This window comes from Pseudomonas sp. G1002 (assembly GCF_013385455.1).
Classification (GTDB): domain Bacteria; phylum Pseudomonadota; class Gammaproteobacteria; order Pseudomonadales; family Pseudomonadaceae; genus Aquipseudomonas.
Genome location: NZ_JACAPY010000029.1, coordinates 131,619 through 154,945, shown reverse-complemented (window position 1 = coordinate 154,945; position 23,327 = coordinate 131,619). Strand labels below are relative to the sequence as shown.

General features: G+C 60.7%; 25 protein-coding genes. 19 read left to right on the top strand and 6 right to left on the bottom strand.

The features are described from left to right. Nucleotides 1-47: 47 nt before the first annotated feature. The 13 genes from HX801_RS20135 (at nucleotide 48) to HX801_RS20075 (ending at nucleotide 9,382) form a co-directional block, all read left to right on the top strand. Entirely contained in the window at nucleotides 48-1,124 is a 1,077-nt protein-coding gene (locus HX801_RS20135; protein ID WP_256344272.1) for a helix-turn-helix domain-containing protein, read from the top strand. A gap of 188 nt (nucleotides 1,125-1,312) precedes the next feature. Next, entirely contained in the window at nucleotides 1,313-1,810 is a 498-nt protein-coding gene (locus HX801_RS20130) for a DUF2589 domain-containing protein (RefSeq protein ID WP_177022597.1), read from the top strand. Between the two features lie 19 nt (nucleotides 1,811-1,829). After that, complete coding sequence (locus HX801_RS20125; protein ID WP_008436325.1) at nucleotides 1,830-2,444, top strand: DUF2589 domain-containing protein; 615 nt, start codon at nucleotides 1,830-1,832, stop codon at nucleotides 2,442-2,444. An 87-nt stretch (nucleotides 2,445-2,531) separates the two neighbouring features. Next, on the top strand, nucleotides 2,532-2,804 hold the full coding sequence (locus HX801_RS20120) for a hypothetical protein (RefSeq protein ID WP_008436326.1): 273 nt from the start codon (nucleotides 2,532-2,534) through the stop codon (nucleotides 2,802-2,804). Then, a complete protein-coding gene (locus tag HX801_RS20115; protein WP_008436327.1) occupies nucleotides 2,804-3,106 on the top strand; it encodes a hypothetical protein in 303 nt (100 codons plus the stop codon). Before HX801_RS20120 ends, HX801_RS20115 begins: the two co-directional genes overlap by 1 nt. A 7-nt stretch (nucleotides 3,107-3,113) precedes the next feature. Beyond that, entirely contained in the window at nucleotides 3,114-3,329 is a 216-nt protein-coding gene (locus tag HX801_RS20110; RefSeq protein WP_256344270.1) for a hypothetical protein, read from the top strand. A 26-nt stretch (nucleotides 3,330-3,355) separates the two neighbouring features. Continuing rightward, a complete protein-coding gene (locus HX801_RS20105; RefSeq protein WP_177022595.1) occupies nucleotides 3,356-3,748 on the top strand; it encodes a hypothetical protein in 393 nt (130 codons plus the stop codon). A gap of 102 nt (nucleotides 3,749-3,850) precedes the next feature. Beyond that, the gene (locus HX801_RS20100; protein ID WP_177022594.1) at nucleotides 3,851-4,633 is read left to right on the top strand and encodes a glycoside hydrolase family 19 protein; all 783 of its coding nucleotides are present in this window, start codon (nucleotides 3,851-3,853) and stop codon (nucleotides 4,631-4,633) included. 129 nt (nucleotides 4,634-4,762) lie between these two features. Then, a complete protein-coding gene (locus HX801_RS20095; RefSeq protein WP_008436331.1) occupies nucleotides 4,763-5,182 on the top strand; it encodes a hypothetical protein in 420 nt (139 codons plus the stop codon). 135 nt (nucleotides 5,183-5,317) lie between these two features. After that, nucleotides 5,318-5,863 carry a hypothetical protein gene (locus HX801_RS20090; protein WP_371316575.1) on the top strand — a complete coding sequence of 182 codons (546 nt, stop codon included), beginning with the start codon at nucleotides 5,318-5,320 and terminating at the stop codon, nucleotides 5,861-5,863. Then, on the top strand, nucleotides 5,860-6,174 hold the full coding sequence (locus HX801_RS20085) for a DUF2388 domain-containing protein (RefSeq protein ID WP_008436334.1): 315 nt from the start codon (nucleotides 5,860-5,862) through the stop codon (nucleotides 6,172-6,174). The genes HX801_RS20090 and HX801_RS20085 overlap by 4 nt, the downstream gene beginning before the upstream one ends. 116 nt (nucleotides 6,175-6,290) lie before the next feature. Then, nucleotides 6,291-7,085, top strand: coding sequence for an alpha/beta fold hydrolase (locus tag HX801_RS20080; protein WP_177022593.1), 795 nt, complete (start codon nucleotides 6,291-6,293; stop codon nucleotides 7,083-7,085). 101 nt (nucleotides 7,086-7,186) lie between these two features. After that, a complete protein-coding gene (locus tag HX801_RS20075) occupies nucleotides 7,187-9,382 on the top strand; it encodes an OsmC domain/YcaO domain-containing protein (RefSeq protein WP_177022592.1) in 2,196 nt (731 codons plus the stop codon). Between the two features lie 155 nt (nucleotides 9,383-9,537). On the opposite strand, the gene HX801_RS20070 is transcribed toward HX801_RS20075, so the two are convergent. From HX801_RS20070 to HX801_RS20060, 3 genes are read right to left on the bottom strand one after another with little or no spacing between them, the layout of a single operon-like run. Then, a complete protein-coding gene (locus HX801_RS20070) occupies nucleotides 9,538-10,959 on the bottom strand; it encodes an efflux transporter outer membrane subunit (protein WP_177022591.1) in 1,422 nt (473 codons plus the stop codon). After that, nucleotides 10,956-12,536, bottom strand: a complete 1,581-nt coding sequence (locus HX801_RS20065; RefSeq protein ID WP_177022590.1) for a DHA2 family efflux MFS transporter permease subunit — start codon at nucleotides 12,534-12,536, stop codon at nucleotides 10,956-10,958. Before HX801_RS20065 ends, HX801_RS20070 begins: the two co-directional genes overlap by 4 nt. After that, a complete protein-coding gene (locus tag HX801_RS20060) occupies nucleotides 12,529-13,641 on the bottom strand; it encodes an HlyD family secretion protein (protein ID WP_008436342.1) in 1,113 nt (370 codons plus the stop codon). The genes HX801_RS20065 and HX801_RS20060 overlap by 8 nt, the downstream gene beginning before the upstream one ends. A gap of 99 nt (nucleotides 13,642-13,740) precedes the next feature. Here HX801_RS20060 and HX801_RS20055 point away from each other — a divergent pair, with 99 nt between their 5' ends. After that, on the top strand, nucleotides 13,741-14,445 hold the full coding sequence (locus tag HX801_RS20055) for a CerR family C-terminal domain-containing protein (protein ID WP_003215166.1): 705 nt from the start codon (nucleotides 13,741-13,743) through the stop codon (nucleotides 14,443-14,445). A gap of 2 nt (nucleotides 14,446-14,447) precedes the next feature. Here the strand turns inward: HX801_RS20055 and HX801_RS20050 are convergent, their stop codons facing one another. Beyond that, nucleotides 14,448-15,068: a LysE family translocator gene (locus HX801_RS20050; protein WP_177022589.1), complete on the bottom strand. Its 621-nt coding sequence runs from the start codon at nucleotides 15,066-15,068 to the stop codon at nucleotides 14,448-14,450. Between HX801_RS20050 and HX801_RS20045 the strand changes: the two genes are divergently transcribed. Further along, on the top strand, nucleotides 15,067-15,264 hold the full coding sequence (locus tag HX801_RS20045; RefSeq protein ID WP_177022588.1) for a hypothetical protein: 198 nt from the start codon (nucleotides 15,067-15,069) through the stop codon (nucleotides 15,262-15,264). The two genes, HX801_RS20050 and HX801_RS20045, sit on opposite strands and share 2 nt — an antisense overlap. A gap of 119 nt (nucleotides 15,265-15,383) precedes the next feature. Here HX801_RS20045 and HX801_RS20040 read toward each other — a convergent pair whose 3' ends face one another. Next, nucleotides 15,384-17,015 (bottom strand): sensor domain-containing diguanylate cyclase, encoded by a 1,632-nt coding sequence (locus tag HX801_RS20040; protein WP_177022587.1) that lies wholly within the window; start codon nucleotides 17,013-17,015, stop codon nucleotides 15,384-15,386. A 153-nt stretch (nucleotides 17,016-17,168) separates the two neighbouring features. Between HX801_RS20040 and HX801_RS20035 the strand changes: the two genes are divergently transcribed. After that, nucleotides 17,169-18,206 (top strand): alpha/beta fold hydrolase, encoded by a 1,038-nt coding sequence (locus tag HX801_RS20035; RefSeq protein ID WP_177022586.1) that lies wholly within the window; start codon nucleotides 17,169-17,171, stop codon nucleotides 18,204-18,206. A 226-nt stretch (nucleotides 18,207-18,432) separates the two neighbouring features. On the opposite strand, the gene HX801_RS20030 is transcribed toward HX801_RS20035, so the two are convergent. Then, nucleotides 18,433-18,933 carry an Lrp/AsnC family transcriptional regulator gene (locus HX801_RS20030; protein ID WP_008436349.1) on the bottom strand — a complete coding sequence of 167 codons (501 nt, stop codon included), beginning with the start codon at nucleotides 18,931-18,933 and terminating at the stop codon, nucleotides 18,433-18,435. A gap of 118 nt (nucleotides 18,934-19,051) precedes the next feature. Here HX801_RS20030 and HX801_RS20025 point away from each other — a divergent pair, with 118 nt between their 5' ends. The 3 genes from HX801_RS20025 to HX801_RS20015 all read left to right on the top strand — a co-directional run bounded on the left by HX801_RS20025 (nucleotide 19,052) and on the right by HX801_RS20015 (nucleotide 23,187). Beyond that, nucleotides 19,052-20,086, top strand: coding sequence for a histone deacetylase family protein (locus HX801_RS20025; RefSeq protein WP_177022585.1), 1,035 nt, complete (start codon nucleotides 19,052-19,054; stop codon nucleotides 20,084-20,086). Between the two features lie 77 nt (nucleotides 20,087-20,163). Then, the gene (locus HX801_RS20020; RefSeq protein WP_177022584.1) at nucleotides 20,164-21,573 is read left to right on the top strand and encodes an amino acid permease; all 1,410 of its coding nucleotides are present in this window, start codon (nucleotides 20,164-20,166) and stop codon (nucleotides 21,571-21,573) included. Nucleotides 21,574-21,777: 204 nt separating this feature from the next. Next, the gene (locus tag HX801_RS20015; RefSeq protein ID WP_023658889.1) at nucleotides 21,778-23,187 is read left to right on the top strand and encodes an OprD family outer membrane porin; all 1,410 of its coding nucleotides are present in this window, start codon (nucleotides 21,778-21,780) and stop codon (nucleotides 23,185-23,187) included. The last annotated feature ends 140 nt before the right edge of the window (nucleotides 23,188-23,327 follow it).

The window sequence follows — 23,327 nt, the reverse complement described above, 5'->3', positions numbered from 1 at the left end:
TCCCCTTCTAAGCCCTTTACCGACTCAACTATGGATGGGTCGGTACGATGGAGTTTTATTCTGCTAAGGGTTCTAGCGACAACGAAGGACAGGGTTTCACAGCAATTCCGAGTTTCCACAGTACAACGGTGGGCTCTCCCGGCAATCAAGGCTTCCTGATTTGGCGACAGACCATCGAACTCCTGTTTGATGCAACCGCTCTCGAAACTCATGATTTTTCAGCCTCAATGACGGTTTACCATTTCAACCGCTTTCTGTTTTGCAGTGGTCGCCTGGATGGCGCCCGCTACTGCCGGGACCGGGCACGATTGAAATGGTGTGACCTCGATCACTACCTGCTTCATCTGCCCTTGCACAGAGGCCTGGTGTGCGGCGACGGTTTGCGGGTGCGCCGGCTGGATGTGGTGGTGCTTGATCTGTCGCAACCGGCGGATTTTTCCATGGCGCAGGGTGAGGGCGTTAGCCTGCTGATTCCGCGTACGGCGTTGTCGCCCTTGCTGTATGACATGGACCAGTTGCATGGCCTGGTGCTGCGTCGGGAGAGCGCATCCGGTGCACTGCTGGCGCAACTGTTGTCTTCATTGGCGTTCGTTGTGCCGAAGCTTTCACTGGACGAGGCGTTCAGGCTCACGCTGCCCATACTCGGCATGGTCGCGGCTTGCCTGGCTCAGGTAGCAGCCCGCACAGCCGCGGCGCCGCGTTCCGGCCCCGCCCATCTTGGCCGCAGGGTACGCCTTTACATCGAGCAGAATCTGCAGCGCGATGACCTCACCCCGGGTGCGCTTGCCAAGGAGCTGGGCGTTTCGCGCAGCCAGCTGTACCGCGAGTTTGAAAAATTTGGCGGTGTGCGCCACTACGTCCAGCAACGTCGCCTGCGCCGGTGCCTGTTCGCACTCGGTGACCCGGGTAATGCCGCCCGGCGCATATCTGACCTCGCCTACGACCACGGCTTCGCCGATGAAGCGCATTTCAGCCGGCTGTTTCGCAAGGTCTTCGGCCTGTCGCCACGGGCTGCCAAAACCGCCATGCAGCGCGGCGATCTGCCGGGTTTTTCTCACTTGGTGCCACACGCTGGCGACGTGCCCGGGCTCGCGAAGTGGGTCCGGGAATTGATCAGCAGCTGAATCCGCCAGAGGCCGTTTAACCGAACGGCCTTTTTTTGGGACGCGCATCCAGGTTTTCGGGACGCACGTCCACAGACAGCACCGGGACTCCAGGCCTAACCTCGACTCACCAACCAACCCATCAGCAAGTGGCGTTGCCAGGCACAGCACTCTGCATTGGCACTGGCATCTGACAAGGAGCGTCTCACGTGGCGAACCAATCTCTGCACCTTCTCATCCAGAGCATCGCCGGGGCCGTCGCCGAGGCGCAGGACAAGATCCAGCGTTTCCAGGTGTCCACGGTGCGCCAGTATTTCGATGAAGATAACCGGCCGGTCAGTATCGAGGTCCGGTTGCCATCCACTTCCCCCGGCGCACTGGAAGGTGAGGAACGCGTGGTCTCCGTGCCGCTGCTTTCCCTCGTAGGCTCACGACTGCTCGCCGTGAAGGACATGGAAATCTCTTTCGAGGTTGGCCTCAACGCGGATGAGAGTGGTGCACTGAGCCCTGTGCAAAGCGAAGCGCCTGACTCAGGCGATGCCGATTCCCCATGGCCGACTGAATCCCACAAGCCTTTGAGCGTCGATCTTGGCGCTCGCCGTAATGGGGAAGGCGGGCCACTCGCGCGCGTCACCCTCAGAGTCGAAACCCAACCCTCGTCCAAGGGGATGGCTCGGCTGGTTCAAAACCTCGATAAATTGATCTGAGTACAAATGGAGATGACTTATGCCTAACTTCTCGATGGGTGACCAATTCCGCGGCCTTCCCATGGGTGACTTGATCGGCGGTCCCCTGACCGCCGCTTGCGATGCCCAGGTACGCCTGGCCAATGCCACCGCTGATTTCATCAAGGTGATTGGCTTTCTGCCGCCCGCGACCGACGACGATCCCAACGCGGTCGGTGGCGTGCGAACAGTGATGTTCCGTTTCGATCGACCTTCACAGACCAACCCGGGCACGGGCGGGGCCAACCCGATGGAAACGGTGGAGCTAGAAGTGCCGCTTCTGGCCGTGGTGAAGGTGCCGAACTTGTCCATTAACAAGGTCGACATCAGCTTCGACATGGAGGTTAAAAACTCCGAGCAATCCCGCGAGTCCAGCGACTCCGCAGCGGCGTTGTCGGCCGAGGCGAAGATCGGCTGGGGCCCGTTCAGCGCCAAGGTGAACATCTCGGGCTCGGTGTCTTCTCACAAGGAAAACACCCGATCAAGCGACCAGTCGGCCAAGTACCACGTCGAGGTGCATGCCAGTGACGACGGCATGCCTGAAGGCCTGGCCCGGGTGCTCGACATGATCGCCCAGTCCGTCGCGCCCAAGGCGATCACCCAGGCGGCGGCGTAAGCCGGCATCGCTAGTGCTTAACAGCCAGCGGCTATAGGGGATTAACCCGGCGCTGGTCGTCAGGCTTTTCCGGAAAGGAGACCCATCATGTTCGACCTGACGGACGTGGGATACGTAAAGCGCATCGTGGTCGGCAGTACCGATCCGGAAAAGCTGACTCCCGAAGCGGTGGTGCAGGCACAAGCCGCGCTGCTCAATCGCTGCCTGACCGAAACCCCCAAGGGGCGGATTGTCGGCATCGAAAAGAATTTCACGCTGCTCAATATTGGCGAGCACCAGGTGGTATTGCAGGCCCTTATCTACCACCTGGGTTTTGCCCGCAAGCCGTATTGGCTGCCCGATGACGAAGGGCAGTCGTGATGATCCGCCTGGAGGAGTTTATCCGGGCATTGGGCGGCGAAATGCACCTGGCGCAGGTGGCCTCCAGTCGATTGTGGCCGGGTACTTACGTGGCAGGCATGGAGGTGGTTGTGGCCGCCACGGTGGAGCGGGTTGCATGCGGGGCGCTGGCGCTGCGGATCGGGCGTGCACCGCGGGGTAAGGCAACCGCTCATGAACTGTGTATCGAGGTGCCGGGCGATGGGGCTGAAGCGATCACCGTTCGCCTCGATGGCAACCTGCTTGGGCGCTACCGGGGGCATGGCGATGAAGAGGCGCGCTGACCGTTCGATGTTGTTGACCCTGTCTGAACAGGAGACGAAGACATTGCGAGGCATCATCAAGCCAAACGTCGAGCCGCCAGCGGGCATGTTGATGCGCAGGCGCGTGTTATGCGGGCTGGGTGTTGCCTTCCTGTTCGCGGTGGTGGTGCTCGGGATGGTCAAGCCCGATTTGGCGAGGGAGATTGTGCAGCTGGCGAGTCGTTTGTTGGCGTTGTGGTTCTAGACAGTCACTTAACAAGGAGAGTCAAAATGAAAAAAACAGCATCCCTGTTCGCTGGCGCGATGTTGCTGGCAGGCATCCTGCCGGCTTCTGCCGATGAACAATTGGCGGGGACCATCCTCGACGGTAGCAACTATGTTCGGGTTGCCCTGACGCTCCCCAGCGCCACACCGTCTGCCCCGGCTGGAGATCTGCGCGTCGCAGGCAGCTGGGCCTGCAATCTCACGCTCAATTTCGTCACGACGGATGAGCAGAAAGTAGATTTCTACGCCTTGGGCGGGCCGGCAAAGGGCCGTTGTGCGCCACTGGAAAATGGTTATCTGCACAGACGCGGCGCTGGTGGTGCTGTCGTCATTGAGTTGTTTAAACGCGGTGAAGAGAGCCCCCTCTACACCGTCAAGCTCGATCCCCCGGGCAAGTAGCGACAACGCCCGCTTCCTGAGTTCCACCTTCAGAACACACTGATGCAAGGCACGTTTCCCGTCGCCTGACGGGAAACGTGTGCCTGCAGCAAGGAGCAAACCATGTGCATTAGCAATACAGTCGGCGACAGCGGCAAGAATATTCCGGCAGATGTACGCGGCCTTCAGTTTCTGCTCAACCTCAACAGCGGCCAACATGGCCTGGTCTGCAACCTCGCCACTGATGGGGCGTGGGGGAGCGGGTCCCGTGGGGCGCTGAAGACTTTCCAGCAAGGTGCAGGGGTTACTCCGGGGGCTCTGGTAGCGCCGTGTGACCAGACGATGGCGGCGCTGCGCAGGGGGCTGCCACCAGGCCTGACGGTAGAAAAGTTGCGCATCATCATGACCACCGCCAGCGCCTCGCGCGTTGCCGAGTTTTTCCAGCCGATTGTCAATGTGCTCAATCGCTACAAGATCAATACACCGCTGCGCATTGCACATTTCCTGGCGCAGATCGCCCACGAAAGTGGCTGCCTGGTTTACACCGAAGAAATCGCTTCTGGTGCTGCTTACGAAGGGCGCAAAGACCTTGGCAATACGAAGCCAGGCGATGGAAAGCTGTTCAAGGGCCGGGGGCTGATCCAGCTCACGGGCCGTGCCAACTATCGCCAGTACGGCCTGGCCTGCCACCGGGATTTCGAGGGCACTGATGCGCCTGGGCAGGTGGGCACAGACCCCGACCTGTCGGTAGACGTTGCGGGCTGGTTCTGGTCCAGCAGGAACCTCAACGACCAGGCCGATGCCGACAATGTGAAGGAGGTCACGCGACTCATCAACGGCGGCGCCAATGGCCTTGCCGATCGAATGGCCTACCTTGAGCGAGCCAAGTGGCTGCTGATGAGTTAACCCCGTTTAAGGCCTTCCTGCGCTGCGAGGCGCGGGAGAAGGGCGCAACCGCGCCATCCCCTTTAAAAGGGGAATAGATGTGAACGCAACCTCTCTCAATGTTCGCAACCTCATGCAAGGAGCAAGACCATGAGCACAACCCTGCTTTGCTGGTGCCGTGATGACAGCCAGCTAACCGCCGCCGCGCGTAATTTTCGCGCTGATTATCGCTACAGCGGCTGCCGCCGCGCCGCCCTGCCGCAGACACTCGGGCGCTTGCGCAATGGCGATGTCCTGGTCATCACCGCGCACGGCTCCCCGCAAGCCTTCGGCGAAGAAGGGGTCAACTTCACCGACTTCACCCCTCGTCAGTTCGCTGACGCATTGCTGGCCAACCCGCCGGGAGGGTGGAGCGGCAGCTTGTACTTCGATATCTGTAACGGTTATGCCTTCGCCCAGAACGTACGCCCGCTGATTAGCGCCGGGCTTCCAAACCTGCGCCTGTTCGGATGCGAAGGTGATACCGATATGGCTGTCGACTTGAGCCGTCATCGTGAGGCCACGGCGTAAGCCAACAACCCTGCCGTGTTTCCATTGGAACACGGCAGGACCATGGTCCAGGTACTTGGCGATGTTGTACACATCCGGCAAGACGGTTAGCCTTGCGCTCCGATGTCATCAGCCATTTCAAGGAAGGAAGCGCGTGTGAAGGTTTTTCAAGGAGTGATCGGGCTATCGCTATTGAGCTTGCTGTTCGGCTGCAGCACCGGGCCTGTGCAAACGCTGAAGTTCAATGTGCCACACGGTTATTACGGCAACTACCTCAAGCAGAAAGTCGGAAATCACGGGCAGTTGACCTGCAACGTGACCACTGAAAAAAACAATCTCGGTGAGGAATGGGTGTCTTCGGTCATTCTCGGAGCGGGCGAGGACGATGCCCAGGACAATATCCTGTTTCTCTCCAGCTACCCGCTAGGTACCGACGACCAACGGGCTTTCCAACTGCGGCTGTTCAACAAGGCACAGCGGGTCACTGATAGCCTGGTCCTGACCACTCCCGATCACAACGGGGTCTACTCACTGCGCCTGGCTTGGGCCGCCGATGGCTCCATCAGCTACCAGGTCGCCAGTGGTGGGCCATGGTCTGAAAAGAAAACGGTGACGCACCCCGGCTTTTCCGTGCGGCACGTCAGCATGCAAGCCTCGGGTATAAAGGGCACGGCTGTCTGTGAACTGGCGGCTGATCGTTGAGAATCTTCGCGTTCATCTTTGCCTTACTCGTCACCACCTCCGCCCAGGCCAAAGACGGCATCTCCTTTGCCGACGATCCGCTGGGCTGGTCATGCCTGAGGTTCTCCACCTTCACCTTGCTGACGTCGGAACTGACGACGCGCCCGGGCAGCTTTCTTTCGGCCAAGAATGACGCATTGGCGTTTGTAGGGTCCGACGGCGAGATTCGTGGCGCGTATTTCGAACAGGCGCTGCTGAGTTTTCGCAGCGCTGGCGGTAACGCTGATGTCAGCGATGCGCAGTTTGCCGAGGCGGTGGCGGTGATTCAGTGATGCATACGATCAGGCTATGAATCCCTTCTTGAATCAGGAATTTACAGAAAGCTGAATGCCGTCGACATTAGCGGTTTTTTGAGCCGCTGATCCGGTTTCTTCAGGGAGTCTTCACCATGCCATTCATCCATACCCAGCTCCCCATGACCGTCGACGGCGTACCGTTGAACATCGCCGCGATCCACCGCGCGGGTACCCTGGCGCCAATCGTGTTCCTGCATGGCTTTGGTTCCACCAAGGAAGACTACGCCGACATCGTCCAGCAACCTGCATTCGACGGTCACCCGTTTGTGGCCTACGACGCCCCCGGTTGCGGTGAAAGCCAGTGCGGCGACCTGTCGAAGATCTCAATCCCGTTCCTGCTGCAAACCGCCAAGCAAGTGCTTGACCACTTCAATATCGAGCGCTTCCATCTGGTAGGCCACTCCATGGGCGGGCTCACCGCTCTGATGCTGGCGCACCAGTTCCCGGGCAGGGTGCTGAGCTTTGTCGATATCGAAGGCAATATCGCCCCGGAAGACTGCTTTCTCAGCCGGCAGATCGTCGACTACCCGGCGGATGATCCCGAGGCGTTTTTCAGCGCCTTTATCGAGCGCACCCGGCAGGCACCGGCCTACGCCAGCGCGCTGTATTCGGCGAGCCTGCGGCACAAGGTGCGTGCCGGGGCGGTGCGGGGGATCTTCCAGTCGATGGTCGAACTGTCGGATAACGCCGACTTGATGGGCAAGTTCCTCGGCCTGGAATGCCCGCGCATGTTCATGTACGGCGAGCAGAATGCCCATTTGTCGTACCTGGCGCATATCCAGGCGCAAGGCGTGCGGTTGGCGCCGATTGCCCGGTGCGGGCACTTCCCGATGTACTCCAACCCGATCGCGATGTGGCAGCAGATTGCGGACTTTCAACACGGCTGATACCCATCGCCAACGATCGGCCAGGCCCGAAAGCACAAGACTTACGCCTCGAAACCCGGATAATGGCGGCCATATTTTGCTCGCTATTCTGGTAATCCCGCATGGAAATCAAGGTCAATTTTCTCGACAACCTTCGACTTGAAGCCAAGTTCGACGACTTCACCGTGGTGGCCGACCAGCCTATTCGCTACAAGGGCGATGGCTCGGCCCCCGGTCCGTTCGATTACTTCCTGGCGTCGTCGGCGTTGTGTGCGGCTTACTTTGTGAAGTTGTACTGCGAAACCCGCAACATCCCTACCGACAATATTCGCCTGTCCCAGAACAACATTGTCGACCCGGAAAACCGCTACAACCAGATCTTCAAGATCCAGGTCGAATTGCCGGCGGACATCTCCGATAAAGACCGCCAGGGCATCCTGCGTTCCATCGACCGCTGCACCGTGAAGAAAGTCGTGCAGGCCGGGCCGGAGTTTGTCATCGAGGAAGTGGAAAACCTGGATGCCGATGCCCAGGCATTGCTGATGCCGAGCGCGGCGTCCGACGCGGGCACCTACATCGCGGGCAAGGACCTGCCGCTGGAAACAACCATCGCCAACATGTCGGCCATTCTCGCGGGCCTGGGCATGAAGATCGAGATCGCTTCGTGGCGCAATATCGTGCCCAACGTATGGTCGCTGCATATCCGCGACGCGCACTCGCCGATGTGCTTTACCAACGGCAAGGGCGCGACCAAGGAAGGCGCATTGGCGTCGGCATTGGGCGAGTTTATCGAGCGGCTGAACTGCAACTTCTTCTACAACGACCAGTTCTGGGGTGAAGACATCGCCAACGCGGCGTTTGTGCATTACCCGGACGAGCGCTGGTTCAAGCCGGGCCGCAAGGACGAACTGCCACCGGAGATACTCGACGCGCATTGCCTGCACATCTACAACCGTGACGGTGAGCTGCGCGGCTCACACCTCTATGACACCAACTCCGGCAACGAAGAACGCGGCATTGTTTCGCTGCCGTTCGTGCGCCAGTCCGATGGCGAGGTGGTGTATTTCCCGTCCAACCTGATTGAGAACCTGTACCTCAGCAACGGCATGAGTGCCGGTAACACCCTGGCCGAAGCGCAAGTGCAGTGCCTGTCGGAAATCTTCGAACGCGCGGTAAAACGCGAAATCATCGAAGGTGAATTCGCGCTGCCGGATGTACCGCAGGAAGTGCTGGCGAAATTCCCCGGTATCCTGGCCGGTATCCAGGGCCTGGAAGCCCAGGGCTTTCCGGTACTGGTGAAGGATGCGTCCCTGGGCGGTGAATTCCCGGTGATGTGCGTGACGTTGATGAACCCACGCACCGGCGGCGTATTCGCCTCGTTCGGCGCGCACCCCAGCCTGGAAGTGGCGTTGGAACGCAGCCTCACCGAACTGCTGCAAGGCCGCAGCTTCGAAGGCCTGAATGACTTGCCGCAGCCGACGTTTGAAGGCCATGCGGTGAGCGAACCGAACAACTTTGTCGAGCACTTCATCGACTCCAGCGGCGTGGTGTCGTGGCGCTTCTTCAGCTCGAAGTCGGATTACGAGTTCGTCGAATGGGACTTCTCCGGCCAGGGTGAAAACTCCAACGCCGAGGAAGCCGCCACCTTGTTCGGCATCCTCGAAGGCATGGGCAAGGAAGTCTACATGGCGGTGTACGAGCACATCGGCGCGACCGCCTGCCGCATCCTGGTGCCCGACTATTCGGAGATCTACCCGATCGACGACCTGATCTGGGACAACACCAACAAGGCGCTGTTTTTCCGCGAAGACATCCTGAACCTGCATCGTCTCGACGAAGCGGAATTGAAGGGGTTGGTTGAGCGTCTGGTGGAAAGCGAACTGGACGATTACACCGACATCACCACCTTGATCGGCATCGAGTTCGATGACAATACGGCGTGGGGTCAACTGACCATCCTGGAATTGAAGCTGCTGATCTATCTGGCCCTGCAGCAGTTCGAAGAAGCCAAGGAACTGGTGGAGATGTTCCAGCAGTACAACGACAACACCGTCGAGCGCGGCTTGTTCTATCAGGCTGTGAATGCGGTGCTGGAGATGGAGCTGGACGAAGACCTGGAACTGGCGGACTACGAAGTGAATTTCCGCCGGATGTTTGGCAACGAGCGGATGGACGCGGCGATTGGGTCGGTGAATGGCAGTGTGCGGTTCTATGGTTTGACGCCGACGAGCATGAAGCTGGAAGGGCTGGACCGGCACCTGCGGTTGATCGACAGCTACAAGAAGCTGCACGCGGCGCGGGCCAATACGGCCAATTAAAAGCTGACACCGTACCTGTGGTGAGAGGGCTTGTTGTGGCGAGGGGGCTTGTCCCCCGTTGGACTGCGTAGCAGTCCCTCTTTTTTGGGGCCGCTGCGCAGCCCAACGGGGGACAAGCCCCCTCGCCACAGGTCAGTGGTCACTCGGGTTATTTGTCACAACGTCCATCCCAACCCCAGCGCCTTGTGCAATGACGCAAAGTCCTTGAGCAACAGCGCATCCCCGGAAATCCGGCTTTCCTGCGCCTGGTACCGCGTACGTTCCGCGTCCAGCCAATCCAGCGTGCTCGCCGTACCTGCCTTATAACGCTGGCGCGTCAGGTCCGCAGCCCGTACTGCCGAAGATTCCACGTTACGCAGCAGCACCACGTTCTGCCGCTGGTTGCCATACCGCGCCAGGGCCACATCCGCATCACGCAACGCACTCAACACCACGCTTTTGTAATGGGCCAGGGCCTCGTCGCGCCCGGCTTGCGCACCTTTGACACTGGCCGCCACCCGGCCGAAATCCAATGCGTTCCAGGTCAGCCGCGGCAACAGCAGCCAGGTGCCGCTGTCCTTGCGCGCCAGGTGCCCGGGATCGGCCGCCGAGAACGACAAGTCGCCCATCAGGCTGAGCTTGGGAAACCAGTCGGCGGTTTTCTCGCCGATCTGCGCGTTGCTGGAAGCCAGTTGGCGCTCGGCCACCCGGATATCCGGGCGTGCTTTCAGGATCGCCGCCGGGTCGGCAAATGGCACCTGGCTAGGGATAGCGGGCAGGGCGCGAGGAGTGTTGAGGCTCGCGTCCAACTCGCCCGGTTCCAGGCCGCAGAGCAGGTTCAACTGGTCAATCGCCTCGACGATTGACGCTTGCAGCGGCAGGCGTTGGGCCCGGGTGTTTTCGGCCTGTGTCAGGACCTGCTCCAGCTGTAACTGCGAGGCCACGCCACGGCTGCGTCGCTGCTGGGTCAGGTCCAGCGCCTGTTCCTCAATCTCGACACTGGCGTCCACCAGTGCCAGTCGCGCCTGCTGGTCACGCACGTCGGCATAGGTCTGCACCACCTCGGCTGCCAGTTGCACCTGGGCATCGGCCAGTTGCGCCTGCGAGGCGTCGTTTTCCGCCTGGGCCGCCTCGATTGCACGCCGGGTACCGCCGAACAGGTCGGCCTCCCAGCTGGCATCAAAGCCGGCGAGGTAAAGGCTCAATGGCCCGCGACCACCGCCACTGCTGCCACCCAGCGCCGAGGTGTCGGGGGAGCGCAGCTTCAGCATCGCTGCATCGCCGGTGATCTTGGGCAGGGCGTTGGCGTTGGCGCCACTCAGGCTGGCTCGCGACTGCTTGATACGCGCCTGGGCGGTCGCCATGTCCGGACTGTTTTGCAGGGCCTGGGCCACCAATTGGTTGAGCTGCGGATCGCCCAGGGCTTGCCACCACTGGGCGACCGCGGGCGTACGCGGCAGGCCTATGTCGGCGTGGGGCAAGTGCCCGGCCGCGAGGGTCTTTGGCGCGGCATCCGGCGCGCCCTGGTAGTCCGGCCCCACGGTACACGCCGTCAGCAGGCCGACGGTGAAGAGCAAGGGAAGTGAGCGATAAATCATGTTCGTTGGCCTGCCTGCGCCGCGCGCTTTTTCAGGATGAAGATCAGGGGAAGGCACGCCAGCATGGCGAGTCCCAGCACGTAGAACGCGTCGTTGTAGGCCATCACCGCCGCTTGTTGGGCGATGTCGTTGGCCAGATGACTGAGGGCCTGCAGCGAGGCGGTGGACGGGTCGCCGGTTTGCGCCAGGTAGCTGGCGGTATCGCTCGCCATTTGATCCTGGGTCAACTGGGTGTTGGCCTGGATGCCTTCGCGCAACATGTCGTCTTGGAAGTGGCTGCGCCGGTCCATCAGTACGCCGAGCAGCGCAAGCCCCAAGGTACCGCCGAGGTTGCGTGACATGTTGTAGAGCCCGGCCGCGTCACCCGCATCGCGGGTTTCCACCGAGCGCATCGACAGTTGGCTGAGGGGCATCATCACCAGGATCTGCCCGAAGCCCCGCAGGATCTGCGACCAGTAGAAATCATGGCCGACACTCTGGGCGGTGAGCTGGGTGTCGAGAAAACAGCTGGCCCAGTACATCAACAAACCCACGCCGACCATCATCCGCAGGTCCAGGCGGCCAAGCATTCGCGGCAGGATCGGCATCAGCAGGAACGCCGGAATCCCCGACAGCAACATGATCGAACCCGACTGTTGCGCGTTATAGCCCGACAGGATGCCGAGGAACTGCGGCACCAGGTACGCCGTGCCATACAGCCCGGCGCCGACCGCCGTGGCGATCAGCAGCACGCTGCCAAAGCTGCGGTTGAGCACCAGTTGCAGGCGCAGGATCGGCGTACTCGAGCGGACTTGCCCGACGGCAATCAGGAAGAAGCCGATCACCATCGTGATGCTCAACCAGATGATCAACTGCGAATCGAACCAGTGTTCGCGCTGGCCTTCTTCCAGCACCACGGTGAGTGAACTCAGGCCCATGGCCAGGCCAATGATGCCCAGCCAGTCGGCCTTGATGAATTGCTGGAGGTTCATGCGGTCGCTGGGCAGGCCGGTGATCAGCAAGGTGATCAAGGTGATGCTGACGGGCAGGTTGATGAAGAAGCACCAGCGCCAGTTGATATTTTCCGTGAGCCAGCCGCCAATCACCGGGCCCAGCAGCGGACCGAGGATCACCGTCATGCCGAACATCGTGGTGCCGATTGCCAACTGATGGGCAGGCAGGCGGGTGCGCACGATGGTCTGCGCGGTCGGGATCATCGCGCCGCCGGCAAAACCCTGGCCGATACGCCCGGCGATCATCGCGCCGAGGCTTGAGGAGAGCCCGCAGAACATCGAGAAAAACGTGAACATCAACGCGGTGCCGATCAGGAACCGGCGCAGGCCGAATACCCGGGTCAGCCAGGCGGCGAGGGGAATCATGACGATTTCCGACATCAGGTAACCGGTGGCGATCCACGTGCCCTCGGTACCGGTCGCGCCGATCTGGCCCTGGATCTGCGGCAGCGCCGAGTTGGTGATCGAGATGTCCAGGGTCGCCAGCAAGGCGCCCAGCGAGCCGGCGGCGACTGCGATCCAGTCGGTCAGCGAAGCGTTGCGCGGTTTGTCCGCGGGCACTTCGGTCAAGATGGCTTCAGCCATGGTTGGCGTCTGCCTTGTGGGTGCGGGTGTCGACTTCCACGGTGGCGGACAAGCCGGGCACCAGTGCCTGGCGCACGTCGTCATCCGGTACATCCAGGGAAATCCGCACCGGCACCCGCTGCACGATCTTGGTGAAGTTGCCGGTGGCGTTGGACGGCGGCAGCAACGCGAACTGTGCGCCGGTGCCTGGGGACAGGCTGTCGATATGGCCCTGAATATCATGGCCTGGCAGTGCGTCCACATGCACGGTGACGGTCTGCCCGGCGCGCATCTCGCCGATCTGCGTTTCCTTGTAGTTGGCGGTCAGGTAGATCGCGCTCACCGGCACCACGGTCAACAAGCGTGTGCCTGGCTGCACGTATTGGCCGACGCGTACACCGCGATCAGCGACGCGGCCATCGAGCGGGCTGCGAATCACCGCGTCGTCCACGTCCAGCTGGCTCTGGGCTTCGCTGGCCTTGGCCACGCCGAGTTGCGCCTGGGCTTGCTTGAGCTGGGCTTCGAGGGTGCCGTAGCGGGTCTGGCTGGAGCGCAACGCGGCCTGCTTGGCGGCCACGGTGCTGCGGGCCTGGGCGAGCTGGTTGTTGAGCTGCGCCAGGCGTTCTTCCGGCTCGGCCCCGGAACGCGCCAGCGGCGCATAACGTGCGACTTCGGTTTGCGCGTGCTGGGCGTCGGCCTGGGCGCCTTGCAGTTGGGCGCGGGCTTCGGCGATGGTCGAGTCCTGTTGCACGAGGTCGGCCTGGGCCTTGGCAAAGTCGGCCTCGCGGGCCGCAATCGTCGCCGAGGCTTCGTCACTGACTGCCTGGTATTTGCGCGCATCCAGGCGCACCAGCACGTCGCCACGCTTCACGTTCTGGTTGTCGGCCACCAGCACCTCGGCGACGTAGCCGTTGATTTTCGGCGCCACGCTGATGCTGTCGGCTTGCAGATAGGCGTCGTCGGTGGTCTCGATAAAGCGCCCGGTGAGCCACCACCAGGCGCCCCACGCCAGCCCGGCCAACAGCGCCACGCCGGCGAGTGACAGTAGAATCCGTCGGGCTTTGCCACGTTGGCCGTTGACGGTGGTTTCAGGAATGACCTGAGGAGAGGGAGGTGCAGCGGACATCAAGTCACTCCAGTTTTATATCAGTTGGAATAAATTCGTTTTTTCGCGAATTTTTGTCAACTGGTATATTTTGGTTACGTTAAAAAAATGGAGTGGCACATGGCACGACACAAACCGGCCGCCGAAGGGGGTTATCAGCGGGGTGAAGAAACCCGCGCACGCATTATCGAGGCGGCTGTCGAGGTATTTGGCGAGCGTGGCTACGACGGCGCGTCCACGCGAGACATCGCGAATGCCGCCGGCGTCAATGCGCCCGCGATCCAGTACTACTTCGATGGCAAGGAAGGCGTGTACCTGGAATGCGTCGAGCACTTGATCGCGCTGTTGTGGCAGAAGATGGCGCCTACCGTTGAAGCCGCAGAAGGTGCGCTGGCCGATCCCGGGGTCGACGATCAGAGGTTGATCGACGCCTCACTGGGCATTCTCGGCGCGGTGGTTTCAACGATCCAGGACAGTCCCCAGACCACCGCGTGGCGAGCGTTTCTTGATCGCCATCAAGCCGGGCTCTGCCCTGAAAGCGCGACCATGGCGTTCGAGGAACGCTTCAAGGCGCGCATCGCCAACGTGATCCGCCTGCTGATCGCGCGCGTTGCCGGCCTTGCCGTTGACGACGAACGCACGGTGATCCACTCGATGGCGCTGTTCACCCAGGGCCTGGCGTTTCGGGTGCAGAAACCCAAGCTGCTCTCCGCCTTGAACTGGACCGAAGTGAGCCAGAAGGAAATGGAACTGGTGCGGGATGTGGTGCTGATGCAGGCGCGGTTTACCCTGGAAGGCCTGGTACGGCATCGGGACCGGCGCTGACTTCAGCGCTTGCTGAAGGCCAGCCGGGCCGCGAACAGCACGAATATCATGCCGGTGGTGCGGTCCATCCACTTGATCACCTTTTCACGCCGCAGCACACCGGCCAATGGCTGCGTGGCACCGATCAGTATCAGTGCCCAGGCCAGGCTGATCACCACGTGGATGCTCACCAGCCCGAACGTCCACGCCACCAGCGGATGCCCCTGGGGAATGAACTGCGGCAGGAAAGACACGTAGAAAATCCCGATCTTGGGGTTGAGCACGTTGCCCATCATGCCTTTCAGGAACCAGTTGGCGCCGGGCTTTCCATCGGCCTCGACGGACGCCAGCGAACCGCGCGGACGCACCAGCATGTTCAAGCCCAGCCACGCCAGGTAAGCCGCGCCGCAGTACTTCAATACGTTGAAGGCCACCTCGGACACGGCAATCAACGCGCCCAGCCCAAAGGCCACCGCTGCACCCCACAGCAGGCAGCCGGCATTGATACCCAGGGTGGCGCGCAAGGCTTGTTGCTTGCCCTCCACCGTTGCAGTGCGCAATACCAGGGCCGTGTCCAGTCCGGGCGTCAACGTGAGCAACGTGGCGGCGAAGGTGAAGGCGAGCAGGTTGTCGGTGATGGACATGGATATTTACCTGAAATCAGAAACTCTCAAGACTGGCGTTGATACCGGCGAAACGCGCCAGCTCGATGGTTGCCGCGACCTGTTCAGCATCGATGATAAAGCCCTGGAAATCGTCATCTCCCGAGTCCACATGAACCTAACGCTTGCCGCACCGAGCCAGCCATTGGTCGAAACGGTCCAGCACCTCAGCCATTGATGACCTGCATACGTTGTGTTCATCGTTCGTGGGGCAGATTACGGTCATGGGCGCGCGGCTGTCGATATTTAATCAAGAGCGTTGTGGCTTTCTGGAAAGGCTCATGACGCACTACACCGTCACGCCACGCGATTACGCCCCGACGACTTGGCCCGATACAACTGCTGATCCGCACGCTTGATCAGCACTGTGGTGTCGCTGTCCGAAGCTTCAACGAGCCCGACGCCAATACTCACCGTGACCTGCCCAACGGTCTCGAAATGCGCTCCGGCAATTGCCGCGCGAATCTTCTCGGCCACCACATCCGGGCTGTCCGGCGCTTCGATTTCCGGCAACAGCACCGCAAACTCTTCACCGCCGTAACGGGCGACGAAGTCAGTGGCGCGGGTGGCGTCCTGAATCAACTGCGCGAGCTGGCGCAGTACATCGTCCCCGACGGCATGCCCATGGGTATCGTTGATCCGCTTGAAATGATCAACGTCGATCAGCAGCAAGGCAAACGCGCGCCCGCTGCGCTGGAACAGCAGGCTGTACTCCGCCAGTTTTTCATCGAAGCGCCGACGGTTGTAGACGCCGGTCAGGGCGTCATGGCTGGCCAGGTTCAACAGCTCGGCATTGGCCTGGGTGAGGGCGGCAGTACGCTGGGCGACGGTGGCTTCCAGGGACGCATTGGTGTCCTGCAGTTCGCGCTCTTTGCCAAGCAGCGATTGGGTCATGCCCTTGATGGAGCGCCCGAGCTGGGCGATTTCCAGTACGAAATGGTCTTGAGGGAAATACGCGCCAGGCTGTTGGTTTTGGACCTGCTTGGCTGAACGCGCGAGTTCTTCGATGGGCCGGCTGAGGTACGACGCCAGGTAATACGCCACGAAGCCGAAAATCACCGCGGCAATGACGCCCAACAGCAGCAGTTTGTAGAGCAGTACGCGGGCAGGGTGCAGGGCGATTTCCAGCGGCTGGCGCATCACGATGTACCAGGTCAGGCTGGAATTCGACGGGCTGGGCACCGCCACGGCGCTGGTCACGTAGCCGTTGTCGACCGACCAGCCGGTGTCATTGGCCAGGCGGTCCTGGGGCAGTTGCTGGCCGGCCAGTTGTTCCGGGTAGAGCACCTTGCCGTCGTTGTCGATGATCAGCGCCTCGATGTCCGGCGTATTGCCTTTGGCCGCTTCGACAATTTGTGTCACCCACGTCCAATGGGCGTGAGCCCCCAGTACGCCGATCACCTGGCCCCCGGCATTGCGAATCGGTGCGGCAAAGTCGATGAAGCGCCAGGGCTCACCGTTGGAGCCCGGCAGCAACTTGGCAAGCAGTACCGCCTCGTGGGGATCGCCGGTGTAGTTGCCCTGCAAACCGGCCTGGAACCAGGGCCGTGCCGTTACGGATTGGTCGACCAGCAGCCCATTCACCGCCTGGCGCACACGCCCGTCGGTGTCGGCGACGCCCATCCACGCGTACTCGGCGCGGGACTGGGTGCGTTGTTCCATGGAGGTCAGTATGTCCGGATCGTCCAGGTTGCCCCGTCTGAACAGCGGTGCGCGGCTGAGCAGCGACACTTCGAGCTGGCGTTCACGCAGCTGCACCGCCAATAGCGCGGCGGTGGAGCGGGCAGTGCTCAACAAGGCATTGCCACTGGCCAGTTTCAGTTGCTCGGTAGCGATGTGCCCAACGTAGAACCCTACGCTCACCAGGGTGAGCAGCGACAAACCGGCAAACCAGAGGGTCAGGTGACTACGCAGGCTGGCTTTGATCATTGGGGGCTATCTGAAAGGAGTGTGACTACATGGTAGTCGTACCATTCGGATAGTTGCCATAGCCTGATGATTTATACGCGCATTGATTTCCCACCTGCTTTCCCATGACGGCCATGCCAGAATATGGCGCTTAGCCACTTAGGGAACTCAAGGATGAAAACGCTGTGTGCTGCGCTGTTGTTGACGGTTGTAACCGGTCTGGCCCAGGCCAATGAGGTTCGGATCGGCTTCCAGGAAATAGTGATTCCCGACGCGGAGCACGGCAGGCCGTTGCAGGTGGCGGTGTGGTACCCGACCCATGCTTCCGGCACACCAGAACTGATTGCTGACAATCCGGTGTTTGTCGGCGCGCCGGCCTTGAAGGACGCCGCACCGGCCGCCGGCGAGCATCCGTTGGTGGTGATCTCCCACGGCATCTTCGGCAACTGGATCAACCAGTCCTGGCTCGCCAGTGCGTTGGCCGGGCAGGGTTATATCGTCGCCTCGCCCAACCACCCCGGCACCACCAGCAAGGACCGCACACAGCCGGCCGCTTCCGAGCTGTGGAAACGGCCCCTCGATATCCATCGGGTGATTGATGCCGTGATTGCCCAGCCGAAACGCTTCGGCGCGGTGGCCCAACGCAAGATCGCCGTCGTCGGCCACTCCCTCGGTGGCTGGACCGCACTCGAAGTCGGCGGTGCCCGCTTTGATCCGCAGCGCTTTACCGAGGACTGCAAGTTGCATCCGGAAATTGCCCCTTGCAAGGCCTACGAACAACTTGAGGTTGGTCGCACCGAGCAGGCGAGGCAGCGACTGGCCGGTGACTTGAGCGACCCGCGCGTGGCGGCCATTGTTTCCCTGGACCTGGGATTCGCCCGCGGCTTCAGCGATGCCAGCCTCGCGGCGCTGAACCGCCCCACGCTGGTGATTGCGGCGGGCACGCCATCGCCGGAATTGCCCGCCGCACTCGAGTCGGCCGACTTGGCCAAGCGCCTGCCGCAGAAGACTTCGCGCTACGTGGAAATCAGCGACGCCACGCACTTCAGCTTCCTGCCCATCTGCAAGCCGGGCGCGGTGGAGCGGATTGAACAGAGCGACCCCGGCGAAGGCTTCATTTGCCTGGGTGCCAAGGGTGCTCGTCCCAAGCCGCAGATCCAGCAGCAGGTACTCAGCTTGATCAGTGAGTTTCTGCAGCAGTCACTGCGCTAGCCGTCAGATGTCTTCGGACAACACACAGCCTGTGGCGAGGGAGCTTGCTCCCGCTGGGCTGCGCAGCAGCCCCGGCAATCCGCCAAACGCCACTGCACTGTCAGAAAACCACTAACCCGTGGCGAGGGAGCTTGCTCCCGCTGGGGTGCGAAGCGCCTCCAACGACAGGACCGCTACGCAGTCCAACGGGAGCAAGCTCCCTCGCCACAATGGTATTTGCATTGGATCACTTCCCCACCCGCCCCGGAATGGCCACCCGACTTGTCGCCTTCACCTCCCGTAACGCCAGGCTCGACTGAATCGACGCAATCCCCAATTGCCGCCGCAACACGCTCTCTACAAAATCGCTGTAGGCATCCAGATCCTCCGCCAGCACCTGCAGCAGATAATCCGCATCCCCGGTGATCTTGTGGCAGGACTGCACCTGTGGCAGCTCCTTGATCACCGCCTCAAAGTCCTCTGGCGTATGGTCGGAATGCACGGCAAACCGCACATGCACAAACGCCATGATCTCCAGGCCCAGCATCTTGCGATCGAGGTTGGCCTGGTAGTCCTTGATCACGCCTTCTTCCTCCAGCCGCTTGCGCCGTCGCCAGCATGGAGTGAGGCTCAGTGACAGCCGCTCGCTGAGTTCTGCGTTGGAAATACTCGCGTCTTCCTGCAGCAAGGCGAGGATGGCGAGATCGGTGTCGTCAAGTGCGACCTGTCTGGTTTTATTTTTCTTCATGGCGGCTCTTTGGGGTAAAAAATCCCTATTACGCTAGCATCGGCGCACGTAAAAGCAAAGAAAGCCCACCGCAGCCAGAACAAAATAATCACCTGTCTTTCACGGGTGGATGTCTTTCATGTTGACTGTTTTCAGCGACTCTCATCGTTTGCACCATGGCACCGAACTCAAGGATGGCGTGCTCAAGCCGTCCTTCGAACAACCCAGCCGCGCCGACACGGTGCGTGATCGGGTCAAGCACGTTGGGCTGGGCGATATCATCGTGCCGCGCACGTTCGACCGGGCCTGTTACGTCAATGCCCACAGCGAACGCTACGTGTCCTTCCTGGAAACCGCCTGGGCCGAATGGACGGCGATTGGCCGTGCCCATGACGCCTTGCCGCTGGTGTGGCCGGTGCGGGACCTGGCCAATGAGCAGGTGCCGGAATTCATCGACGGCAAGCTCGGGTTTTTCGCGATGGATGCCGGTTCACCGATCACCAGCACCACCTGGGAAGCGGTGAAGACCAGCGCCGATATCGCACTCACCGGCCTGGCATTGATTGATGAAGGCCACGACAGCGCCTTCGCCCTGTGCCGGCCACCGGGCCACCATGCGGCGCGGGAATACATGGGCGGTTATTGCTACCTGAATAACGCAGCCATTGCCGCGCAACAGGCGATCACCCAAGGCGCCAAACGGGTCGCGGTGCTGGACGTGGATTTCCACCACGGCAACGGCACGCAGAACATCTTCTACAACCGCAATGACGTGATGTTCGTCTCGCTGCATGGCGATCCGTCCGTGTCGTATCCCTACTATTCGGGCTTCAGTGCCGAGCGCGGTGCCGCGGCGGGCGAGGGGTTCAACCTGAATTACCCGCTGGCGAAAAACACCGGTTGGAGCACCTACAAAGAAGCGTTGCTCGACGCCTGCAATCAACTCAGAACGTTCTCGCCGCAAGTGCTGGTGATTTCCCTCGGCGTCGACACCTTCAAGGACGATCCCATCAGCCATTTCCTGCTGGAAAGCCGCGACTTCCTCGGCATCGGCGAGATCATCGCCAGCGTCGGCGTGCCCACGCTGTTTGTGATGGAAGGCGGCTACATGGTCGATGAAATCGGCATCAACGCGGTCAACGTGCTGCACGGTTTCGAGAACAAACACGCCTGACCCCGATGCCATTCCAACAATAAACAACGCCTGACTTTTTTCTGCCAAAACTCAAAAACATAACAAGAGGTTTTGTGATGAAAACAACCGTGCCCGGGCTGATTGAAAAGCCCGCTTTGCAACGCACCCTCAACAACCGCCATATCCAACTGATGGCCATGGGCGGTGCGATCGGCACCGGCCTGTTCATGGGCTCGGGCAAGATCATCGCGCTGTCCGGCACCTCGATCATCCTGATCTACATGATCATCGGGCTGTTTGTGTATTTCGTGATGCGCGCCATGGGTGAGCTGCTGCTGTCCAACCTGAACTTCAAGAGCTTCGCCGACTTTGCAGGTGCCTACCTGGGGCCGCGTGCGGCGTTTTTTCTCGGCTGGTCGTACTGGCTGAGCTGGAGCGTGGCGGTGGTGGGGGATGCGGTGGTGGTCGGGGGCTTTTTCCAGTACTGGTTCCCGCACGTGCCGGCCTGGATACCGGCGATTGCAATGCTGCTGACCCTGTTTGCCTTGAATGTGCTGACGGTGCGGCTGTTCGGCGAGGTGGAGTTCTGGTTTGCGATCATCAAGATCATCGCCGTGGTGACCCTGATCAGTGTGAGCGTGGTGTTGATTGCCAGCTCGTTTGTGTCGCCCACCGGCGTCACGGCTTCCCTGAATCATTTGCTGGATAAACAGGCGGCGTTTCCCAATGGCGTGTTCGGCTTCTTTGCCGGGTTCCAGATGGCGATCTTCTCGTTTGCCGGCACCGAGTTGATCGGCACGGCGGCGGCCGAAACCCGTTCGCCGGAGAAGACGCTGCCCAAGGCAATCAACTCGATTCCGCTGCGGATCATCCTGTTCTACGTGCTGGCCTTGGCCTGCATCATTGCGGTGACATCCTGGGAGCAGGTGTCGCCCAGCAAGAGCCCCTTTGTCGAGCTGTTCCTGGTGGCCGGCTTTCCCGCCGCCGCCGGGATTGTGAATTTCGTGGTACTGACCTCAGCGGCTTCTTCGGCCAACAGCGGGGTGTTTTCGGCGAGTCGTATGTTGTTCGGCCTGGCGGACCTGGGAGACGCACCCGGGATATTCCGACGACTGTCGAAAAACAGCGTGCCGTTTATCAGCCTGGCGTTTACCACCTTCCTGATGCTGCTGGGCTTGTTGCTGCTGTTTATAGTCCCGGAAGTGATGACGGCCTTTACCATCGTCTCCACTGTTTCGGCGATCCTGGTGATCTTTACCTGGTCGACCATCCTGGCGTCCTACATCGCCTATCGGAAAAAGTGCCCGGAGCTACATGAAAAATCCCTCTACAAAATGCCCGGAGGCGTACCGTTGGCGTGGGTTTCACTTGGCTTCCTGGCGTTCGTACTTTGCCTACTGGCACTTCGCCCAGATACCCGCCTGGCCCTTTGCGTGATGCCTGCATGGTTTATGTGGCTGGCGGTTGCCTACCATTTCTCGCATTTTCGCCACCGACTCCAGCCTGATCAACGCACGGCGCTGTAGCGGTTGTCGTACAACTGCAGGCCATTCAACCCTCGAAAAAGGCCGGCTTGTACGGCCTTTTCATGACGGTTTTTTCATCGGTACATGACAAAAATTTCACAATCTGCGCCATCGGCCCCATGCCACAATCCGCAGCGTTTGCAGGGCCGCAACGGTATTCGCTCGAAGGACAGTAAAAAAATAATGTTCACAGGGGCGCAGTAAATGAAACTCTCTACATTAGCGTTGGCCATCACGGCGGCTGTCCTTGCACAACACGCCAGCGCAGACGGCTTTGGTCTTGGCTCACTCGGCACGGGTGACGGCCATAGCGGCTTCCTCGAAGACAGTCATTCTTCGATCAGTTCGCGCACCATGTACTACAACGCCGACGTTCACTCCGGCACGGCGAACGACCTGCGGGAAGCGGCTCAAGTACTGCGTTTCGACTATAAATCCGGTTACACCCAGGGCACCGTCGGCGTAGGTTTCGACGTGATGGCTTTCGGCGCGTTGCGTCTGGACGGTGGCGATGGCCACGCAGCGGGCAATGGCCTGTCGGGTAACGGCAACAGCTTCTTCCCGGTGAAGAACAATGGCACCGAGCCTGCTGACAGCTTCGGTCGCGCAGCCGGCAACGTTAAATTCCGTATTTCCCAGACTGAATTGCACGTGGGCGGTGGTTTGGCGCCGATCCTGCCGATCCTGGTGTCCAACGACAGCCGTGCCGCGCCGCAGACCTTTGACGGCGGCATCCTGACTTCCAAGGACATTCCCAACGTCACCTTCACCGGCGGCGAGCTGAACAAGGCTGAAGGTCGTGCATCGAGCAACTCCACGGGCTTGAGCGTGGCCGGTGCCACTCGCGACAGCGACAGCTTCCGTTTCGGTGGTGTCGACTACCAGCCGTTTGGTTCTTCTGACAACGTCATCGCTAAAAACCTGACGTTGCAGTACTACTACGCCAACCTGGAAGACTTCTACAAACAGAACTATTTCGGCCTGGTCCACGTATTGCCGTTGGGCAATGACCAGTCGTTCAAGACTGACCTGCGTTATTTCGACAGCACCAGCGACGGCAAAAACGGTTCGGCCGGCTATGCGTTCAACAACAACGGCGGCTATGCCAAGCACGCCGGTGAAGTCGACAACAAAACCTACAGTGCTGCCTTCACCTATCAGTTGGGCGGCAGCCAGTTGATGCTCGGCCATATCGGCGTGAGTGATGACGGTGGCTTCGTCTGGGTCAACCAGGGCAGCATCGCCGATCCAACCGCCCAAGGCGCGGCCGGTTCCGACTTCTACCTGTTCACCGACGCGGTGGTTGGCCAGTTCTCCCGTGCGGGCGAGCAGGTCAATTTCGGTCAGTACCTGTATGACTTCAGAACCCTGGTGCCGGGCCTGAAAGCCTCGATTGCCTACCTGAACGGCAGCGACATCAAGGCCAAGGTTGCCGGTGGCAGCGATCAGTCGGAACGCGAAACCGATTTCCGTCTTGATTACGTCGTGCAGGAAGGCCCGCTGAAAGGCTTCGGTACTACGTTCCGTACCGGCAGCTACCACGGCCATAACACCGGCACCGCCGACCAGGATCAGACCCGCCTGATCTTCAACTATACCTACGCGCTGTTTTAATCAGTCGTCGGTAACTGCTCCAGATGAAGGCCGCCCATTGGGCGGCCTTCTTTATTGGCGTGGGGTTCCAGGCAGGGCAGGGCGCTATAGTTGTTTTTACACAACGCAACGTTTAATCATGCGCGGCAATTCCTAACCTA

Excerpts from the sequence above, each read along its gene's own strand:
- HX801_RS20135 (WP_256344272.1), top strand. The coding sequence starts at position 48 with ATGGAGTTTTATTCTGCTAAGGGTTCTAGCGACAACGAAGGACAGGGT.
- HX801_RS20125 (WP_008436325.1), top strand. The coding sequence starts at position 1,830 with ATGCCTAACTTCTCGATGGGTGACCAATTCCGCGGCCTTCCCATGGGT.
- HX801_RS20120 (WP_008436326.1), top strand. The coding sequence starts at position 2,532 with ATGTTCGACCTGACGGACGTGGGATACGTAAAGCGCATCGTGGTCGGC.
- HX801_RS20115 (WP_008436327.1), top strand. The coding sequence starts at position 2,804 with ATGATCCGCCTGGAGGAGTTTATCCGGGCATTGGGCGGCGAAATGCAC.
- HX801_RS20110 (WP_256344270.1), top strand. The coding sequence starts at position 3,114 with ATGTTGTTGACCCTGTCTGAACAGGAGACGAAGACATTGCGAGGCATC.
- HX801_RS20105 (WP_177022595.1), top strand. The coding sequence starts at position 3,356 with ATGAAAAAAACAGCATCCCTGTTCGCTGGCGCGATGTTGCTGGCAGGC.
- HX801_RS20100 (WP_177022594.1), top strand. The coding sequence starts at position 3,851 with ATGTGCATTAGCAATACAGTCGGCGACAGCGGCAAGAATATTCCGGCA.
- HX801_RS20095 (WP_008436331.1), top strand. The coding sequence starts at position 4,763 with ATGAGCACAACCCTGCTTTGCTGGTGCCGTGATGACAGCCAGCTAACC.
- HX801_RS20080 (WP_177022593.1), top strand. The coding sequence starts at position 6,291 with ATGCCATTCATCCATACCCAGCTCCCCATGACCGTCGACGGCGTACCG.
- HX801_RS20075 (WP_177022592.1), top strand. The coding sequence starts at position 7,187 with ATGGAAATCAAGGTCAATTTTCTCGACAACCTTCGACTTGAAGCCAAG.
- HX801_RS20070 (WP_177022591.1), bottom strand. The coding sequence starts at position 10,959 with ATGATTTATCGCTCACTTCCCTTGCTCTTCACCGTCGGCCTGCTGACG.
- HX801_RS20065 (WP_177022590.1), bottom strand. The coding sequence starts at position 12,536 with ATGGCTGAAGCCATCTTGACCGAAGTGCCCGCGGACAAACCGCGCAAC.
- HX801_RS20060 (WP_008436342.1), bottom strand. The coding sequence starts at position 13,641 with ATGTCCGCTGCACCTCCCTCTCCTCAGGTCATTCCTGAAACCACCGTC.
- HX801_RS20055 (WP_003215166.1), top strand. The coding sequence starts at position 13,741 with ATGGCACGACACAAACCGGCCGCCGAAGGGGGTTATCAGCGGGGTGAA.
- HX801_RS20045 (WP_177022588.1), top strand. The coding sequence starts at position 15,067 with ATGGATATTTACCTGAAATCAGAAACTCTCAAGACTGGCGTTGATACC.
- HX801_RS20050 (WP_177022589.1), bottom strand. The coding sequence starts at position 15,068 with ATGTCCATCACCGACAACCTGCTCGCCTTCACCTTCGCCGCCACGTTG.
- HX801_RS20040 (WP_177022587.1), bottom strand. The coding sequence starts at position 17,015 with ATGATCAAAGCCAGCCTGCGTAGTCACCTGACCCTCTGGTTTGCCGGT.
- HX801_RS20035 (WP_177022586.1), top strand. The coding sequence starts at position 17,169 with ATGAAAACGCTGTGTGCTGCGCTGTTGTTGACGGTTGTAACCGGTCTG.
- HX801_RS20030 (WP_008436349.1), bottom strand. The coding sequence starts at position 18,933 with ATGAAGAAAAATAAAACCAGACAGGTCGCACTTGACGACACCGATCTC.
- HX801_RS20025 (WP_177022585.1), top strand. The coding sequence starts at position 19,052 with ATGTTGACTGTTTTCAGCGACTCTCATCGTTTGCACCATGGCACCGAA.
- HX801_RS20020 (WP_177022584.1), top strand. The coding sequence starts at position 20,164 with ATGAAAACAACCGTGCCCGGGCTGATTGAAAAGCCCGCTTTGCAACGC.
- HX801_RS20015 (WP_023658889.1), top strand. The coding sequence starts at position 21,778 with ATGAAACTCTCTACATTAGCGTTGGCCATCACGGCGGCTGTCCTTGCA.